Annotated in this window: 15 protein-coding genes; 13 read left to right on the forward strand and 2 right to left on the reverse strand. The window is 47.2% G+C overall.

The annotated features are described in order from the left end of the window. Positions 1 to 24: 24 nt before the first annotated feature. From AOT13_RS07285 to AOT13_RS07315, 7 genes are all read left to right on the forward strand, one after another. Positions 25 to 1,095 (forward strand): carbamoyl phosphate synthase small subunit, encoded by a 1,071-nt coding sequence (locus tag AOT13_RS07285; protein WP_041270111.1) that lies wholly within the window; start codon positions 25 to 27, stop codon positions 1,093 to 1,095. After that, positions 1,088 to 4,213, forward strand: coding sequence for a carbamoyl-phosphate synthase (glutamine-hydrolyzing) large subunit (carB, locus tag AOT13_RS07290; protein WP_003252369.1), 3,126 nt, complete (start codon positions 1,088 to 1,090; stop codon positions 4,211 to 4,213). Before AOT13_RS07285 ends, carB begins: the two co-directional genes overlap by 8 nt. Beyond that, positions 4,210 to 5,151 (forward strand): ornithine carbamoyltransferase, encoded by a 942-nt coding sequence (argF, locus tag AOT13_RS07295; protein ID WP_003252367.1) that lies wholly within the window; start codon positions 4,210 to 4,212, stop codon positions 5,149 to 5,151. The genes carB and argF overlap by 4 nt, the downstream gene beginning before the upstream one ends. 96 nt (positions 5,152 to 5,247) lie before the next feature. Further along, positions 5,248 to 5,427, forward strand: a complete 180-nt coding sequence (locus AOT13_RS07300; protein ID WP_013401458.1) for a YjzC family protein — start codon at positions 5,248 to 5,250, stop codon at positions 5,425 to 5,427. Between the two features lie 196 nt (positions 5,428 to 5,623). Next, positions 5,624 to 8,221, forward strand: coding sequence for an ATP-dependent chaperone ClpB (clpB, locus tag AOT13_RS07305; RefSeq protein WP_042383600.1), 2,598 nt, complete (start codon positions 5,624 to 5,626; stop codon positions 8,219 to 8,221). Between the two features lie 286 nt (positions 8,222 to 8,507). Continuing rightward, positions 8,508 to 9,080 (forward strand): TetR/AcrR family transcriptional regulator, encoded by a 573-nt coding sequence (locus AOT13_RS07310; RefSeq protein ID WP_003252363.1) that lies wholly within the window; start codon positions 8,508 to 8,510, stop codon positions 9,078 to 9,080. Between the two features lie 90 nt (positions 9,081 to 9,170). After that, the gene (locus AOT13_RS07315; protein WP_003252361.1) at positions 9,171 to 11,291 is read left to right on the forward strand and encodes an MMPL family transporter; all 2,121 of its coding nucleotides are present in this window, start codon (positions 9,171 to 9,173) and stop codon (positions 11,289 to 11,291) included. 61 nt (positions 11,292 to 11,352) lie between these two features. Here AOT13_RS07315 and AOT13_RS07320 read toward each other — a convergent pair whose 3' ends face one another. Next, entirely contained in the window at positions 11,353 to 11,541 is a 189-nt protein-coding gene (locus AOT13_RS07320; RefSeq protein ID WP_013401456.1) for a YjzD family protein, read from the reverse strand. Between the two features lie 141 nt (positions 11,542 to 11,682). Here AOT13_RS07320 and AOT13_RS07325 point away from each other — a divergent pair, with 141 nt between their 5' ends. After that, positions 11,683 to 12,414, forward strand: coding sequence for an alpha/beta hydrolase family protein (locus AOT13_RS07325; RefSeq protein WP_013401455.1), 732 nt, complete (start codon positions 11,683 to 11,685; stop codon positions 12,412 to 12,414). 49 nt (positions 12,415 to 12,463) lie between these two features. On the opposite strand, the gene AOT13_RS07330 is transcribed toward AOT13_RS07325, so the two are convergent. Next, positions 12,464 to 12,712, reverse strand: coding sequence for a hypothetical protein (locus tag AOT13_RS07330; RefSeq protein WP_013401454.1), 249 nt, complete (start codon positions 12,710 to 12,712; stop codon positions 12,464 to 12,466). Between the two features lie 172 nt (positions 12,713 to 12,884). Here AOT13_RS07330 and AOT13_RS07335 point away from each other — a divergent pair, with 172 nt between their 5' ends. From AOT13_RS07335 to AOT13_RS07355, 5 genes are all read left to right on the forward strand, one after another. Then, positions 12,885 to 13,817: a beta-ketoacyl-ACP synthase III gene (locus AOT13_RS07335; protein WP_042383598.1), complete on the forward strand. Its 933-nt coding sequence runs from the start codon at positions 12,885 to 12,887 to the stop codon at positions 13,815 to 13,817. 36 nt (positions 13,818 to 13,853) lie between these two features. Further along, on the forward strand, positions 13,854 to 15,095 hold the full coding sequence (fabF, locus tag AOT13_RS07340; RefSeq protein ID WP_042383596.1) for a beta-ketoacyl-ACP synthase II: 1,242 nt from the start codon (positions 13,854 to 13,856) through the stop codon (positions 15,093 to 15,095). 100 nt (positions 15,096 to 15,195) lie between these two features. Continuing rightward, positions 15,196 to 15,993: a DUF2268 domain-containing putative Zn-dependent protease gene (locus AOT13_RS07345; protein ID WP_013401453.1), complete on the forward strand. Its 798-nt coding sequence runs from the start codon at positions 15,196 to 15,198 to the stop codon at positions 15,991 to 15,993. Positions 15,994 to 16,058: 65 nt separating this feature from the next. After that, positions 16,059 to 16,265: a YuzI family membrane protein gene (locus AOT13_RS07350; RefSeq protein ID WP_013401452.1), complete on the forward strand. Its 207-nt coding sequence runs from the start codon at positions 16,059 to 16,061 to the stop codon at positions 16,263 to 16,265. Between the two features lie 88 nt (positions 16,266 to 16,353). Continuing rightward, positions 16,354 to 17,094: a YjbA family protein gene (locus tag AOT13_RS07355; RefSeq protein ID WP_003252353.1), complete on the forward strand. Its 741-nt coding sequence runs from the start codon at positions 16,354 to 16,356 to the stop codon at positions 17,092 to 17,094. Positions 17,095 to 17,149 lie beyond the last annotated feature (55 nt).

Here is a 17,149-nt window from a genome sequence, read left to right on the forward strand (position 1 = left end):
AAATTCGATCATGGGGTGTCGTTCATGGAAGCATATTTGCATTTGGCAAACGGAAAGACGTTTGCCGGACAATTAGAATCGCCGCTTCCAAATGGAGAAGTAAGCGGGGAAGTTGTCTTTTTTACCGGCATGACCGGTTACCAAGAAGTGCTGACAGATCCTTCATATAAAAATCAAATCATCGTTTTTACGTATCCGTTAATTGGAAATTACGGAATCAATGAGGATGATTTTGAAAGCAAGCGACCGCATGTTCAGGCGGTGGTCGTTTATGAAGCGAGCAGCCGCGGATATCATTACGATGCGAAATATAGCCTGAAAGAATATTTGCAACAATGGAATATTCCATTGTTAACCCATGTTGATACACGCGCTTTGGTGAAAGAAATTCGCAATGAAGGGACGATGATGGCAAAGCTTACTTCTGCCCCGTCGTGCGATGCGGTAGCAGTTGCTGAAAAGCCGTTTCCAGTCCGTGATGTGTCGACTGCGCAAATCGAAACATATGGAGACGGTGGGCTTCACCTTGTATTAATCGATTTCGGCTACAAAAAATCGATTTTGCAATCATTGGTAGCGCGGGGATGCAAAGTTACCGTCGTTCCATACCATACTTCATTTGAAACGATCGAATCGATAAAGCCGGATGGAATCGTATTATCCAATGGTCCTGGAGATCCGAAGCAGCTTTCCGGACAGTTGGCAAACATACGGCAAATCATTGACCATTATCCAACGCTGGGAATTTGTCTTGGCCATCAGCTAGTGGCGCTTTCATATGGCGCAGACACAGAAAAGCTCCGCTTCGGCCATCGGGGGGCAAACCAGCCTGTCTATGACGCGGTGAAACAAAAAGTGTTGATGACATCGCAAAATCATAGTTATGTCGTCAAGAAAGAAAGTTTAGCGAATGCGCCGTTTGACATCCGCTTTACCAACGTCAATGACGGTTCCGTCGAAGGGATGGTGCACCGCCATAAACCGATTTTATCCGTGCAGTACCATCCGGAAGCACATCCGGGCCCAAGCGATACGAACCATATTTTTGACGAATTTTTGCAAACGGTAGTAAAAGGAGAGAAAGTGTATGCCTAAAGATACATCGCTGCAATCGATTTTAATCATCGGCTCCGGCCCGATCGTCATAGGGCAGGCGGCGGAATTTGACTATTCCGGCACGCAAGCATGCATCGCTTTAAAAGAAGAAGGATACCGCGTTATTTTAGTCAATAACAATCCGGCGACGATCATGACAGATGAAGTTCATGCCGACGCCGTGTATTTTGAGCCGTTGACGGTAGACAGCGTGGAGGCGATTATTGCGAAAGAGCGGCCTGACGGGCTGCTCGCGACATTTGGAGGGCAGACGGGATTAAACTTGGCGTTTCAGCTTCATGAAACGGGTGTTTTGGAAAAGTATGGGGTGAAATTGCTTGGAACACCGATTGAAGCGATAAAAAGAGGAGAGGACCGCGAAGCGTTTCGCGCGCTCATGTATGAACTGGGCGAACCAGTGCCGGAAAGCGAAATTATTACGAACGTTGATGAAGCGGTTGCTTTTGCCGAAAAAATCGGTTTTCCGATCATTATTCGCCCCGCTTACACGCTCGGAGGAACGGGCGGAGGCATCGCGGAAACGATGGAGCAGTTTATTGCCCTAGTTGAAAAAGGGCTCGCGGAAAGCCCGATAACACAATGCCTCATTGAACGGAGTGTGGCTGGATATAAAGAAATTGAATACGAAGTGATGCGCGACAATACGAATACGTGCATAACGGTTTGCAATATGGAAAACGTCGATCCTGTCGGCATCCATACCGGCGACTCGATTGTTGTTGCCCCGTCGCAGACGTTGACGGACGAAGAGTATCAAATGCTGCGCGCTTCAGCCATCAAAATTATTTCGGCGCTCGGCATTATCGGAGGATGCAACATTCAGTTTGCGCTCGATCCGTTTAGCAAACGGTACTATTTAATTGAAGTGAACCCGCGTGTCAGCCGTTCATCGGCGCTCGCATCGAAGGCGACGGGATATCCGATCGCGCGCATAGCTGCGAAATTAGCTGTCGGCTATACGCTGGCAGAACTTCTGAATCCGGTAACGAAAACAACATATGCGAGTTTTGAACCGGCGCTTGATTATATCGTCGTGAAATTTCCGCGCTTGCCGTTTGATAAATTTCCTTTCGGCGATCGCCAGCTTGGCACGCAAATGAAAGCGACAGGGGAAGTAATGGCGATCGACCGCAACATGGAACGCGCGTTTCAAAAAGCGGTTTACTCGTTAGAAGGAAAGAATAATGGATTATATTTGCCAGAACTTGAAGACAAAACCAATGACGAATTGAAGCAGCTACTTGCCCGGAAAGATGACCGCCGCTTTTTTGCGATTCTTGAATTGTTCCGCCGCGGAGAAACGATCGATGTTGTGTATGAATTGACAAAAATCGACCGTTTCTTTTTGCATTCGTTTTATCAGCTGATTGAATTAGAAAAGAAAGCGAAAGAAACAAACTTAGACGAAATCGATGAAGCAACGTTCCGTCTCTTGAAAGAAAAAGGATTTTCCGACGCGTTTTTGGCAGAAGCATGGAACGTGAAGGAAAGCGACGTGAGAGAAAAGCGGAAACAACTTGGCATCGTCCCGGTATATAAAATGGTCGATACGTGCGCGGCGGAGTTCCATTCGGAAACGGATTATTATTATTCAACGTACTTCGGCGAAGATGAGCGAAAAAAAAGCGATAAAGAAAAAGTGTTGATTATTGGCGCAGGGCCAATTCGAATCGGGCAGGGAATCGAATTTGATTACAGTTCCGTGCATAGCGTATACGCTCTGCAAAAAGAAGGATATGAGACAGTGTTAATGAACAACAATCCGGAAACGGTCAGCACCGATTTTGCCGTGGCCGACCGTCTTTATTTCGAGCCGCTTACGCTGGAAGAAGTGCTGAACGTGATTGAAGCGGAGCAGATAAAAAAAGTAATCGTTCAGTTCGGGGGACAGACGGCAATTAATCTTGTCAAAGGGCTTGAAGAAGCGAATGTTCCCCTTCTTGGCGTCACTTACGATATGATCGACCAGCTGGAAGACCGCGATCGTTTTTATCAGCTGTTAGAAGAATTGGACATCCCGCACGTGCCAGGAATGATGGCAAACAATGAAGAAGAACTTGTTTTGAATGCGAAAAAAATCGGTTATCCGGTATTGCTCCGCCCTTCTTACGTCATCGGCGGCAGAGGAATGTTCATCGTTAAAAATGAACAACAATTGCGCGCACTGCTAGAGCAAGGCATGATTGCATATCCGTTGCTAATCGACGCATATTTGGATGGGAAAGAAGCGGAAGTCGACGTTGCCGCGGATGGAAACGATATGTTGCTTCCAACGATCATCGAACATGTGGAAAAAGCAGGAGTGCATTCAGGGGACAGTTATGCAGTGCTGCCGGCGCAAACGATTGCGAATGAAGAACAATCAAAAATCATTACGTACGCCAGAAAAATTGTTAAAAAATTACAATTTAAAGGAATTATGAACATTCAATACGTCATTGCCAACGGTCAAGTATACGTATTGGAAGTGAATCCGCGCGCCAGCCGGACTGTTCCGGTTGTCAGCAAGGCAACAGGCATACCGCTCGCACAAATTGCGACAAAATTATTGCTCGGGAAATGTTTAAAGGACGTCGTTGATGAGAAGCAGCGTTACTTGGCGAATTTGCCATATCTCGTCCTCAAATATCCGGTGTTTTCGACATATAAGCTGCCTGGAGTCGATCCGCTCGTCGGTCCGGAAATGAAATCGACGGGAGAAGGGATCAGCATCGCCAAAACAATGGAAGAAGCGGCGGCAAAGGCGTTTTACTCCTACTTGTCGAAAAAACGCGACGCCCGCGAAATTTACGTAAATGGAGAAATAAGCGATGAACTTCTTGAAATGATGAAAGCAAAACAATTAATTGCTGTTTCCGATATGCCGTTTTCTGAATGGATAAAACGCAAGGAAGCACTGGCGTTTTTCGATTTGCAAAAAGACGAAAAAACTGCGCAACATCGAATGCTAGCATTGTCGCGGCAAATTATGACGTTTACGGAAAGCGAGACGTTTCAACTCTTTTTGCAAGCGATCGATGTGGAAAAGTTTTCTGTTTCGTCGATTCAAGAATGGCTTGATGAGAAAAAACAAAGAGAGAAAGCGGTGATTATATGAACAAAGTCGTTTCGTTGAAGGGAAAAGACTTTTTAACATTAATAGATATTTCAACAGAAGACATTTATGATTTATTGGCACTTGCGGAGGAATTAAAGCAAAAACAGCTTGCCGGGCAATCGCATGCCCCGCTTGCCGGAAAAACGTTGGCGATGATTTTTGAAAAGCCATCGACCCGCACGAGAGTGTCGTTTGAAGTAGGGATGACCCAGCTCGGCGGAAGCGCGCTTTACTTAAATAGCAGCGATTTGCAGCTTGGCCGGGGAGAAACGATTGCCGATACGGCGAGAGTATTATCGCAATACGTCGATGCGATTATGATTCGCACATTTGCCCATAGCAAATTGGAAGAGCTCGCAGCATATGCGACGATTCCTGTGATTAACGGGCTCACCGATGACGACCACCCGTGCCAGGCGCTAGCTGACTTATTGACGATTTATGAAGTGAAGAAAACGCTGAAAGGATTGAAACTTGCTTATGTCGGCGACGGCAACAATGTCGCCAATGCGCTGATGATTGCCGCAGCAAAAGTCGGCATGGATTGTGTGATCGCTTGTCCGTCTGGTTATGAGCCGAAGGAGAAATATATTGATGCAGCGGAACAAATTGGAAAACAAACAGGAGCGGCAGTTGCGGTAACGCACGATCCAGTCGAAGCGGTCGCCAATGCAGATGTCATTTATACAGATGTGTGGACGAGCATGGGCCAAGAACAAGAAAGCGAGCAGCGCCTTACTGTGTTTCAGCCGTTTCAAGTCAACGGCGAATTAGTGAAACATGCCAAACAAGATTATCTCTTTCTCCATTGTTTGCCAGCCCATCGCGGTGAAGAAGTAACGGCTGAGGTGATTGACGGGCCAAATTCGTTTGTGTTCCAGCAGGCGGGAAACCGGCTTCACGCACAAAAAGCGGTGTTACTATCTTTATTATTGTAACGGAATCACACCGGCGATATGCCGGTGTTTTTTTGTTATGAATAAACGGGCGGACGGGCATGATAAAAATATACTTCGGATAAAGGGGGAATAACAATGGGGCAACAACGCCATTTCAAACCGGGCGACAAGGCGCCAAACAATGGGATGTACATCGAAATTGGCGAAACCGGCGATAATGTCAAAAATCCGAGAAAAATAAAACTAAAAGCAGGAGACACGTTTCCGGAAACATCCAACCATAACCGCCACTGGACGTACGTGCGAAAACCATAAATATCTAGCCAAGATACGAAAGGCGCCTTATTTCTCCTAAAGCTGCCCATGATATGGAGCGGCAAAATATCATTTTCCCGCTTATTGCTAACGCGAAAAGCCATTCCATTTGGAGTGGCTTTCTATTTGAAAAGAAAAGAAGGCATCGTTATAATATACTTAAAGGTCAAAAAAGGTCAAAGAGGAGGGACGGCGGATGAACGCAAATAAGTTTACGGAAAAAGTGCAAGAAGCTTTTCTTGAGGCGCAAAAGATTGCCACTCGACACCATCATCAGCAGCTCGATTTGGAACATTTGCTGTTCGCGTTGCTGCAGCAAGAAGAAGGACTTGCCGGAAGAATATTCACACTGCTTCATGTTAATATAGGCGCATTCATCCATGAACTAGAAGCGTTATTAAAGAAAAAGCCGGAAGTGCTTGGGGCCGGCGCGGAAAATCTGTATATGTCGCAGCGGCTGCAGCGGTTGTTGGCAAAAGCGGAAAAAGAAGCTAAAAATATGCAAGACGAATATATTTCGGTTGAACATTTGCTGCTTGCCTTCACAGAGGAAACGGACGACATCGGCAGGCTTTTTCAACGTTACAACATCAACCGTTCTTCATTATTACGCGTATTGACGGAAATAAGGGGGAATCAGCGCGTGACAAGCCCAAATCCAGAAGTTACATATGAAGCGTTAAAAAAATACGGTCGTGATTTAGTTGCGGAAGTGAAAGCGGGAAAAATTGATCCTGTCATTGGCCGCGATAGCGAAATTCGCCGCGTCATCCGCATCCTGTCACGCAAAACGAAAAACAATCCGGTGCTTATCGGGGAACCGGGTGTCGGGAAGACAGCGATTGTCGAAGGACTGGCGCAGCGTATCGTGCGCAAGGATGTTCCGGAAGGATTGAAGGATAAGACGATTTTCGCATTAGATATGAGTTCGCTCGTCGCTGGAGCAAAGTTTCGCGGCGAATTTGAAGAACGCCTTAAAGCGGTGTTAAATGAAATAAAGAAAAGCGAAGGAAGAATTATTTTATTTATCGATGAATTGCATACGATTGTCGGCGCCGGCAGAGCAGAAGGAGCGATGGACGCAGGCAACATGTTAAAGCCGATGCTGGCGCGCGGCGAGTTGCATTGCATCGGTGCGACGACGCTCGATGAGTACCGGCAATATATTGAAAAAGATCCGGCGCTTGAACGCCGCTTCCAGCAAGTTCTTGTTGAAGAACCGAGCGTGGAAGATACGATTTCGATTTTGCGCGGCTTAAGAGAACGGTTTGAGGTGCATCACGGAGTGAAAATTCATGACCGCGCCCTTGTTGCTGCGGCGACGTTGGCGGATCGTTACATTTCCGACCGCTTTTTGCCGGATAAAGCGATTGACTTAGTCGATGAAGCGTGTGCGACGATCCGCACAGAAATGGATTCGATGCCGTCTGAGTTGGATGAAGTGATGCGCCGCGTCATGCAGCTGGAAATCGAAGAAGCGGCGCTGCGGAAAGAGACAGACGAAGCAAGTAAAGAACGGCTTGCGGCGCTGACAAAAGAGCTGGCGGACTTACGGGAAAAAGCGGACAGCATGAAAATGCAATGGCAACAAGAAAAAGAAGCGATTCAGCGCGTGCGTGACGTTCGCGAAGCATTGGAGAAAGCGAAGCGCGAATTGGAAGAAGCGGAAAACGAATATGACTTGAATAGAGCCGCGGAACTTCGCCATGGCCGCATTCCGCAGTTAGAAAAACAACTTAAGCAGCTTGAACAAGAAATGAGCGAAAATAATAAAGAAGGGCGGCTTCTCCGCGAAGAAGTAACGGAGGAAGAAATCGCAGAAATCGTTTCGCGGTGGACGGGAATCCCGTTAACGCGGTTAGTGGAAGGAGAAAGGGAAAAGTTATTGCGGCTGCACGAATTGCTGCACGAACGAGTCATAGGCCAAGATGAAGCGGTTGAGCTTGTTGCTGATGCGGTGCTGCGGGCGCGCGCCGGCATAAAAGACCCTAATCGCCCGATTGGTTCCTTTATCTTTTTAGGGCCGACAGGAGTCGGAAAAACGGAATTGGCCAAAACGCTCGCACACGCGCTATTTGACAGCGAAGAACAAATGATCCGCATCGATATGTCCGAATATATGGAAAAACACGCCGTTTCCCGCTTAATCGGCGCGCCTCCGGGCTATGTCGGCTACGAAGAAGGAGGGCAGTTAACGGAAGCGGTGCGGCGCAAGCCATATTCCGTCATTTTGTTCGATGAAATTGAAAAGGCGCATCCAGAAGTGTTCAACATCTTATTGCAGCTGTTGGACGACGGGCGCATTACCGACTCGCAAGGACGCACGGTTGATTTTAAAAACACGGTGGTGATCATGACATCCAATATCGGATCGCATTTGCTGCTAGAAGGAGTGACGGAAGACGGAAAAATTAAAGAAGAAACGCATGAACAAGTATTACAGCAATTGCGCGCCCATTTCCGTCCCGAGTTTTTAAACCGGATTGACGACGTCGTCTTATTTAAGCCGCTGTCGGTGAACGAAGTGAAAGGCATCGTTGAAAAGTTCGCCCGCGAGCTGTCGCGCCGTTTGACAGATCGCCATATCGAACTCGTGCTGACGGAAGCGGCGAAGCAATACATCGCTGAAGCGGGCTTCGACCCGGTCTACGGCGCGCGTCCGCTCAAACGGTTTATGCAAAAGCAAATCGAAACGCCGCTCGCCAAAGAGTTGATCGCCGGGCGGGTGAAAGATTACAGCACCGTCATCGTCGATGCCGAAAACGGCCGGCTTGTCATCCGTCCACAGTTATAAAGACGATGCGGCAAGGAAACGGGGAAGCGCTCCGGCTTATTTGGCGCATCAAAGAGGGGAGTGGTGAGGGGCTTGCCTTTGCCCGGCAATCACGTACGATCGATATTGTTGGCAAAAAGGGGTATCGCCTAGGTTGCCTCATCCGTTCCATCCGTGCGCGATCCGTAGTATTGACCAAAAGCGCCTTGCTTTTCGCAGGGCGCCTTTTCTTTTTCCTTAAAGCAGATGTATAATAAGTGCGGGAATGCTTATACCGGCATAAGGTGAAAAGGGGAGAGGCGATCAAATGGCACGCGAACGGAAATTTTCATTGAACGAAGTGTTTCAACATACAAAACAACTTCTCCTTGAACACGGCTATGAAGGATTTACCTTCGGGTTGTTAGCGGAACGGCTCGGTGTATCAAGAACGGCCATTTATAAACATTTCGAGAACAAAGAAGAGGTCATTACGGCATATATGGTGGACGAAATGGAGCAAGTGTTTGCCAAGTTTGTTCACATTCATGACTATCCGACGTTTGATGAACAATTCCGTTTTTTGCTTAACTTGATTTTGTACCATGACGATCTTCATCGAATGATCGCGATCGGAAGGCGCATTCCGGATACCACTCCGGCTGTGCGGGCGAATAAGGAGCGCCTTGAACAGTTTCATGAACGGATGTATGAAGAACTTAATCAGTTGGTGGAACGAGGGAAACAGGAAGGAAGAATCAAACCGCATCTTCCGAACCGGATCGTTCTTGCGTATATTTTTCAATCGGTGGTCGTCCCTCATTTTCCCGGCATTTCGCTTGACCAATGGGCGGAAAGCATTAAGGAAATCATCATGTATGGGGTGATGACTGGAAATTGACAGTATTGCCACTTTCCCTTTACAATAAGAATGTGCCGAAAGTGACAGAAGTGTCACTTTCGGCAATTCATGAAAAATGGAGGAATAGCGATGAATCGATGGCTGCATGCTTTGACTGACCGGGTGGCAACGAAAAAAGGAATGTGGTGGACGTTGATCGTTTGGCTTGCGGCCGTTGCCATACTGGGGGCTGTAGCGCCGAGCGCCAAAGAATATGAAGTCTCAAGCATTGAAACGCTCCCAGAAGATGCGCAATCGATGGTGGCGGCGAAAAAAGCAGACGAGTATATTTCGTCGAGCGACGGCGTTCCGGCCATTTTTGTCTTTCATTCAGATGACCGTCCGATTGCCAAAGATGAACTGCAACGTTTGGTGGGCCATATCGAACAAGCGCACCGCGACGCTTTGGAACAAGTCATTCCTGTTGCTTCTCTTCCACCGCAAGCGATGGCCGGCTTTGTTTCTGAAGATGGGAAAACGATCGTTGTTCCGGCCGTCTATCGGTCAACGATGGAGTCCAAAGACATCCAAACGGTGAACGACGAGATTCGCAAATGGGTCAAAAAGGAAAGCGATGTTGCTATATATATCACGGGGCCGGCCGGCATTGCGGCCGATACGTTGGCCTTGTTTTCCCGCGCTGATATTGTGCTCATGTTGTCGACAGTCGGGTTGATTCTCGTGCTGTTGATCGTCATTTACCGTTCGCCGCTGTTAGCGTTGATCCCGCTTGTAGCTGCCGGTTTTGTTTACGGGGTGGTTATGCAGCTGCTTGGAGTGATGGGCAAAGCCGGGCTGGTGATGTCCAAACAGACCATTTCGATCATGTCGATTTTGCTGTTTGCGGCGATCACCGATTATTCGTTGTTCATCTTTTCTCGTTACCGCGAAGAGTTGAAACGGCATGAGAACAAATGGCAGGCCATGAAATGGGCGATGCGCGAGACGGGACTGCCGGTCTTTTTCTCTGGAGGCACGGTGCTGGCCGCCATGCTTGTCTTGTTTTTCGCGAAACTAGGCGATTACCGAAATTTTGCCCCGACGTTCGCTCTTGCGATGGCGATCATCATGATCGCTTCCGTTACGCTGATTCCGGCGTTGTTTACGCTGTTTGGCCGCAAAGCGTTTTGGCCGAACATTCCACGCGTCGGTGAGAGCGAAGGGAAAGGAACAAGTGGATTTTGGGGGAGAATCGGCCGGTTTGTTGTTCAAAAGCCGCGGCTGACCGTGGCTTTGATTGGTTTGCTCCTTGTAGTGATGGCGGGCCATACAACCGCGCTTCGATATGAGTATGATATGATCAAATCGTTCCCGAAAGATATGCCGTCGCGCCAAGGATATGAACTGTTGGAACAACATTTTGCCAAAGGGGAGCTGGCGCCGACCACGGTCTTGTTTGAAGGAAAGGAAAAGGTCACGCCACAGCAACTGGAACAGCTGCAAAATCAGCTTGAGAAACAGCCGCTTGTCAGTGAGGTGCGCCCGACTGGTACGGCGGATGATGGCCGCGTCGTCTCATTTACACTTACGTTTCGCGAAAACCCATACGATGTCGAAACGATCGATGCGATGGAACGGATTATTGACCGGAAGGAAACGATCGTCAAACAAAGCGGGCTTGATGGGCGCCTTTATTTTGCCGGGGAAACAGCGGCGAAAGTGGATGAGCGGTCGTTGAACAAACGCGATATGATCGTGATTGTTTCGTTGGAAACGCTCTTGATTCTTTTGTTGCTCATTGGGCTGACGCGGTCGGTGAAGCGGTCCGTGTATATGATGGGGACGATTCTCGTTTCGTTTACGGCTGCGCTTGGCCTCGGAATTTGGCTGACCGATTGGCTGTTTGGCATCGAAGCAGTCAGCGGCCGCGTGCCACTGTATGCATTCGTCTTCCTCGTGGCGCTTGGCATCGACTATAATATTATGCTGATTTCCCGTTTCCAAGAGGAGTGGAGAACGCATTCGCTCCATGAAGCGGTGAAACAGGCGGTAACCCATACAGGCGGCGTCATTTCTTCAGCCGGCCTCATTTTAGCGGCGACGTTTTCCGTGTTGATGACCCAACCGGTGCAACTATTGTTTGTCTTCGGATTTCTTGTCGCGATCGGGATTTTGCTTGATACGTTTTTGATTCGTGGGATGCTGTTGCCGGGGCTCATTATATGGCTGGAAAAAGAACGAAGAGCGCCGGCCGAAACGAGCGGTGAATAACGGCATAGACAGTTGCAAAAAACAACGCCTTGGAGATTCAATCTCCAAGGCGTTGTTCGTTTTAATGGTGATGATCCCCGGCTGGCTCGTCCGGAATCAAAGCGGCGACAACGACGACCAAAACGGTCACGATCACGCCGAGCAAGGCGCCGGTTGTGAAGTTGTAGCCGATGCCTTGCATCGAGCCCATGACGTACGTCGCCATCTGGACAAGCAAAAACGTCCAGAAAAATGTCCAAAACAGGCGCATTACATTTCCTCCCATCTTCGCATCATTCCTTTTCTTATCTTATCATAATTTGCTCGTTTAGGCATATACCCGTACTTTTTTTTTCGTTCCGCATACTGTGTATTGTACAATTATGCATCGTAAAAGCAAGGGTGAATATCGATGACGGTTCAACGACGATTTTTTCAGCTTGATGACCAGTGGTGTATCATACATTTGCCGGAACGTCCAAACGGATTTGCTCTTTTGATTATTGGTGACACGAATCATTTTGTTAACGACCGTACGAGCTTTTGGATCGAACATAAAGGACGCCACCAATTTCTTTGCGATCTGCTCGAATACGGCTACACCATTTTTTACTCTCATCTGTACGGCAGGCATTGGGGAAGCCCAAAAGCAGTGCGTTTGGCGAAACAACTTATTTACTACGTGCTAAAAAGTGAAATATTAAACAAACGGATTTATATTCTTGCCGAAGGAATGGGAGCGCTTGTCGCTTTGCAGCTTCTTGAAACAATGCCAAAGCAAATCCGTGCGATCGTAATGTTAAGCCCTTGTCTTGATTTACGCGCCCAGCTTGAGCATAAGAAGGAAAACGAATTTTTTTATAAAAGAATGAAAAAAGAAATAGCGCTTGCCTACGATATCGACGAGGAAAATATCGAAAAAGCAGTTCCCTCCTTGTTCATTGTGCCCCGCCAAGTCCCGATAAAAATCTGGGAATTATCAGGAATTACCCGTTGTTCCTCTTCTCACCACTGCCAGAAATATGAGCAATGGTTGGGGGCGGCCGACGATAATGTTCATGTTACTTATTATTTGCCAGAAAAGCGGTATCAGTTTAGTAAAGCGATCCATCAATTTTATCAACAATATAACGAGCTTCCATGAATGCAGCTGCTTTTAAGAGTAAAAAGAGGCGTTTGTTCCCATACGCCTCTTATTTTTTTAACATATTAACGAAAGAAGTTATTTTTTTCATCAACGGCTTTAATTGATCAAATGAAGTGACAAGCGTATCGATGTTTTGCATCAGCTGCAAAAAATCAGGCCCTTGCTGGGAAGAAAGATCGTTTTGAACAGAGCCATCACGCGACTGGCGAGAGCGCGGCGGAAAGGAACCGAACATTAAACGGGAAAAACGGTCCATTTGCTCGTTCTGCTGCTTTGTTTGCTTTTGGTCATCCACTATACAACGCCTCCTCCCTTGCTTTTTTCTTTATTAGCACTGTATGTAGAAAATAGGAAAGTGATTAGACAGATCACACGCTTTACATATTTCTATTGCGTGTTTTTCGTGTTTACGATAAAATTAGTACCAAGTAATAATAATTGGTTATATACTAAAGGAGATGTTCGGTGTGGGAGCAGGTATTCTTGGAATCGGACGATATTTGCCAGAAAAGGTGTTGACAAACTTTGATTTGGAGAAAATGATGGATACATCAGATGAATGGATTCGGTCGAGAACGGGTATTGAAGAACGAAGAATTGCTGCAGACGATATCGATACTTCCGACATGGCGTATTTTGCGGCGAAAAAAGCGTTGGATGACGCGGGAATTTCCGCTAAAGATATTGACTTAATTTTAGTCGCAACAGTGACGCCTGACAAGTCATTTCCATCTGTCGCCTGCATGCTGCAAGAACGGCTTGGCGCGGCAAAAGCGGCGGCGTTAGATATTAGCGCGGCATGCGCTGGTTTTATTTACGGAATGGTTACCGCAAGCCAATTTATTGACAATGGCGTGTATCGTTATATATTGGTAGTGGGAGCAGAAAAATTATCCAAAATTACCGACTGGAATGACCGCAATACGGCGGTGCTATTTGGCGACGGCGCCGGTGCGGTCGTGATGGGCCCTGTTTTCAAAGGACGAGGCATTTTGTCGTTTGAATTAGGAGCGGACGGAACAGGAGGAAAACATTTATATAAAGACGAATATATCGTGATGAACGGTAGAGAAGTATTCAAATTCGCCGTCCGCCAAATGGGAGAATCATGCATTAACGTCTTAGAAAAAGCAGGATTATCGAAAAACGATGTTGATTTTCTCATTCCGCATCAAGCCAATATTCGCATTGTCGAAGCTGCAAGGCAGCGCCTTGAACTGCCGGAGGAGAAAATGTCAACAACTGTTCGAAAATACGGAAACACTTCGGCTGCTTCCATCCCCATTTCCATTGTCGAAGAATTAGAAGCAGGAAAAATCAAAGACGATGATCTCATTATTATGGTTGGATTTGGCGGCGGATTAACGTGGGGTGCTATCGCTTTGCGTTGGGGCCGCTAGCAGCTCAATACGGATAAAAAAGGAGAGACGGAAGTGATGGAAAAGAGACGAGTCGTTGTTACAGGTCTTGGAGCGGTAACGCCGCTTGGGAACAATGTGGAAACGACGTGGAAAAATATTATTGCCGGCAAGTCAGGAATCGGGATGCTAACGCGCGTCAATCCAGATGATTTTCCGGCAAAAGTGGCGGCAGAAGTGAAAGACTTCAATGTAGAACAATTTATTGATCGGCGCGAAGCGCGCAAAATGGACCGTTTTACGCAATACGCTGTCGCTGCCGCATTGATGGCGGTTAACGACGCAAAATTAGAAATCACCGATGAAAATGCGTCAAGAGTCGGCGTTTGGATCGGATCGGGAATCGGCGGGATGGAAACATATGAGCAGCAATTTGAGATTTTCCAACAACGCGGCTATCGCCGGGTAAGCCCGTTTTTTGTGCCGATGATGATTCCGGATATGGCAGCGGGACAAGTGTCCATCATTCTGGGGGCGAAAGGAATCAATTCTTGCACTGTCACTGCTTGTGCAACAGGAACCAACTCCATTGGCGATGCGTTTAAAGTGATTCAGCGCGGTGATGCTGATGTCATGATTGCTGGCGGCACCGAAGCGCCGATAACGAAAATGGCGCTGGCCGGATTTTGCGCGAATACGGCGCTGTCGACGAACCCGGATCCAAAAACGGCGAGCCGCCCGTTTGACAAAAACCGCGATGGTTTTGTGATGGGAGAAGGAGCAGGAATTCTTGTATTGGAAGAGCTGGAGCACGCGGTGCGCCGCGGTGCGCCAATTTATGCGGAAATTGTTGGCTATGGGGCGACAGGGGATGCATATCATATTACCGCGCCGGCTCCAGGTGGGGAAGGCGGCGTCCGTGCGATGCGCCAAGCGTTGGCCGATGCAGGAATGAAGCCGGAAGAAATTGATTATATTAATGCCCACGGCACGAGTACAGAATACAATGACAAATATGAAACAATGGCGATTAAAGAAGTGTTCGGCGCCCATGCGTACAAGCTGGCGGTCAGCTCGACCAAATCGATGACCGGTCATTTGCTGGGAGCGGCTGGCGCAGTAGAAGCGGTATTTTCCGTGTTAGCGATTAAAGATGGAGTGATTCCGCCGACGATAAACTATGAAACTCCTGATCCGGAATGCGATCTTGACTATGTGCCAAATGCGGCGAGAAAGCAAGAAGTTAACGCGGTGTTAAGCAATTCGTTCGGCTTTGGCGGGCATAATGCTACGTTGATTTTTAAAAAATATGTAAAATAACGGTGATGGGCTGCCTCCGTAAAAGGAGATAGCCCCTTTTTTTTCACCTCTTTTTTGTTTTGATCATACGATAGGAAAAATGGAAAAAGAGGTGACAAGCATGCCGGTTATCCGTACTGATCGATGGCTTGGCGAATGGCATGATGATCCCGTTCGCCTGTGCCGGCGCCTTGTTTTGTATTTTCCAGATGCGAACGAGCGAGATATTTACTTCCACCTTGTGCGTTTCGGCATGTACAAACCGTCGAAAAATATGAAAGAAACGATTAAGCAAATGAAACAAAAAAATATATGGGAACGGGTCGAGGCGGTTTACGAAAAGAGAAAGAAGAAATGGAACGGCCCAGATGTGCCTCTTTTTCTTTTTCCAGCGGATCCTTATAACCGGGTTTTAGCGCGTGAGTTTAATAGCAAAGGGGGGATCGCCTTTCATGACAAATTGTTTATTTTTTTATTGCCGCACCATACGGACAAAGAAATCGAGGCATTGATAACACATGAGTACAATCATGTTTGTCGCTTGAAAAAACAAATGAAAGAAAGCGAAGATACGACACTTTTGGATGCGATCATATTAGAAGGGCTTGCCGAAAACGCGGTTTGCCAGTATGTCGGCAAGGAGCAGCAAGCAAGATGGACGACCTATTACTCGGACGAACAGCTTTACAGCTTTTGGAAACGGTACGTATCACCGCATAAGTCGATTTTCTCCAAACATCCGTTGTATGCTCGGCTGCTTTACGGGCTTGGTTTTTATCCAACTATGCTTGGGTATGCGGTCGGTCATTATATCGTCCGCCGCTGCCTTGAACATGGCGCGCGTTTTTCCGAATTAATGAATATGGATTCAGAACAGATATTGCAGGCTGCTTCATTAGAAAACAACAAGCAGTCATGATCAGCATTGCGGGCTCATATATGTAAAACATGAGAAGGACAAGTCAGGGAAAGAAGAGGAGCCCGATGATTCGCATATTCGTTTACTTGGTCGGTTTTGGCATTTCGGTCATTGGCGGGGTGGTAATGCTTGCTTCTTTAAACATGATGACACCAGAGAGGGGATGGACCGGATATTTTGTCCATATTCGCACAAGAATAGAATTTTATCTGCTCCCAATAGGGCTTTTGCTAATGCTAGGAAGCTTATACTTTCCTTATCGAGAAGAGTAATGGATAAAAAAGGATGAAATGGAATAAAAATTGCCCCCTCTGCCTATACTGATGGACAAATAAGTTTGTTTAAAGCGAGGGGTATCGTATGCTATATCTTCATGACGTTTGGGTCAATTGGTTTGAAGGGGAAGAAAACGGATATAACGTGTGTCATTTCTATGAATGGAGGAAGGACGATCAAGTTGAACTGCTTGATCAAGTGCCGCTGCTCAAAGTTTCTTCTGCGTTATTCAATTATATTGAAAACAGTTTATCGGAAATTCCGAAGCAGCTTCTTGAAGATGTATACCAAAAAGCATATTTGCGGAAAAATCACGAGCGCATCCAGCTTGATTATTGTTTTGTCATTACGGACGGCTACGGCATTCTCGCTGTTGACACGATTGGCTATAACATTCCGATTCGAAAAAGCCGCCTTATTCCGAGACAAGAACAGCAAGTGTATGAAATGACCGCAGAACATGAAGAAGGACCGTATCCGCTGCCAGCCTTTGAAAAAGCGTACCATATTTTGTCCCCTTCTCCTGAATGGATGTGCGGACTTACGCGAAAGGAGCGGCAGCTCAAACAACTGCTGTTTATGGCGCTTGATCAACTTCGCGCAACGAAAAATGTCGCGGAGGTGCGCTACTGGTATACGGAATGGGCGCCGCACAAATATCCTGATATTCAAAAAATGCCGTTTGAAGAGGCATGGCAGCGCTTATACGAGGAGACAAAATACGGCTGGTCCGAAAGACATGTGCAGTTATGCGAAAAATTAATAAAAGGTCAGCCGTTTTTTGAAAAACTTTGGGAAATGGAACAGGAGCCGAAAGTGAATTAAACATCGCGCTGTTGGCGCACAAACGCAAGCAAGCCCCGGAAAAGAACGGTGGATG

Source organism: Parageobacillus thermoglucosidasius (assembly GCF_001295365.1).
Lineage (GTDB): Bacteria > Bacillota > Bacilli > Bacillales > Anoxybacillaceae > Parageobacillus > Parageobacillus thermoglucosidasius.

Coding starts and splice junctions, on each gene's coding strand:
- AOT13_RS07315 (WP_003252361.1), top strand. CDS start 9,171: ATGAATCGATGGCTGCATGCTTTGACTGACCGGGTGGCAACGAAAAAA.
- AOT13_RS07325 (WP_013401455.1), top strand. CDS start 11,683: ATGACGGTTCAACGACGATTTTTTCAGCTTGATGACCAGTGGTGTATC.
- AOT13_RS07285 (WP_041270111.1), top strand. CDS start 25: ATGGAAGCATATTTGCATTTGGCAAACGGAAAGACGTTTGCCGGACAA.
- AOT13_RS07355 (WP_003252353.1), top strand. CDS start 16,354: ATGCTATATCTTCATGACGTTTGGGTCAATTGGTTTGAAGGGGAAGAA.
- AOT13_RS07345 (WP_013401453.1), top strand. CDS start 15,196: ATGCCGGTTATCCGTACTGATCGATGGCTTGGCGAATGGCATGATGAT.
- carB (WP_003252369.1), top strand. CDS start 1,088: ATGCCTAAAGATACATCGCTGCAATCGATTTTAATCATCGGCTCCGGC.
- fabF (WP_042383596.1), top strand. CDS start 13,854: ATGGAAAAGAGACGAGTCGTTGTTACAGGTCTTGGAGCGGTAACGCCG.
- AOT13_RS07310 (WP_003252363.1), top strand. CDS start 8,508: ATGGCACGCGAACGGAAATTTTCATTGAACGAAGTGTTTCAACATACA.
- AOT13_RS07320 (WP_013401456.1), bottom strand. CDS start 11,541: ATGCGCCTGTTTTGGACATTTTTCTGGACGTTTTTGCTTGTCCAGATG.
- argF (WP_003252367.1), top strand. CDS start 4,210: ATGAACAAAGTCGTTTCGTTGAAGGGAAAAGACTTTTTAACATTAATA.
- clpB (WP_042383600.1), top strand. CDS start 5,624: ATGAACGCAAATAAGTTTACGGAAAAAGTGCAAGAAGCTTTTCTTGAG.
- AOT13_RS07300 (WP_013401458.1), top strand. CDS start 5,248: ATGGGGCAACAACGCCATTTCAAACCGGGCGACAAGGCGCCAAACAAT.
- AOT13_RS07350 (WP_013401452.1), top strand. CDS start 16,059: ATGATTCGCATATTCGTTTACTTGGTCGGTTTTGGCATTTCGGTCATT.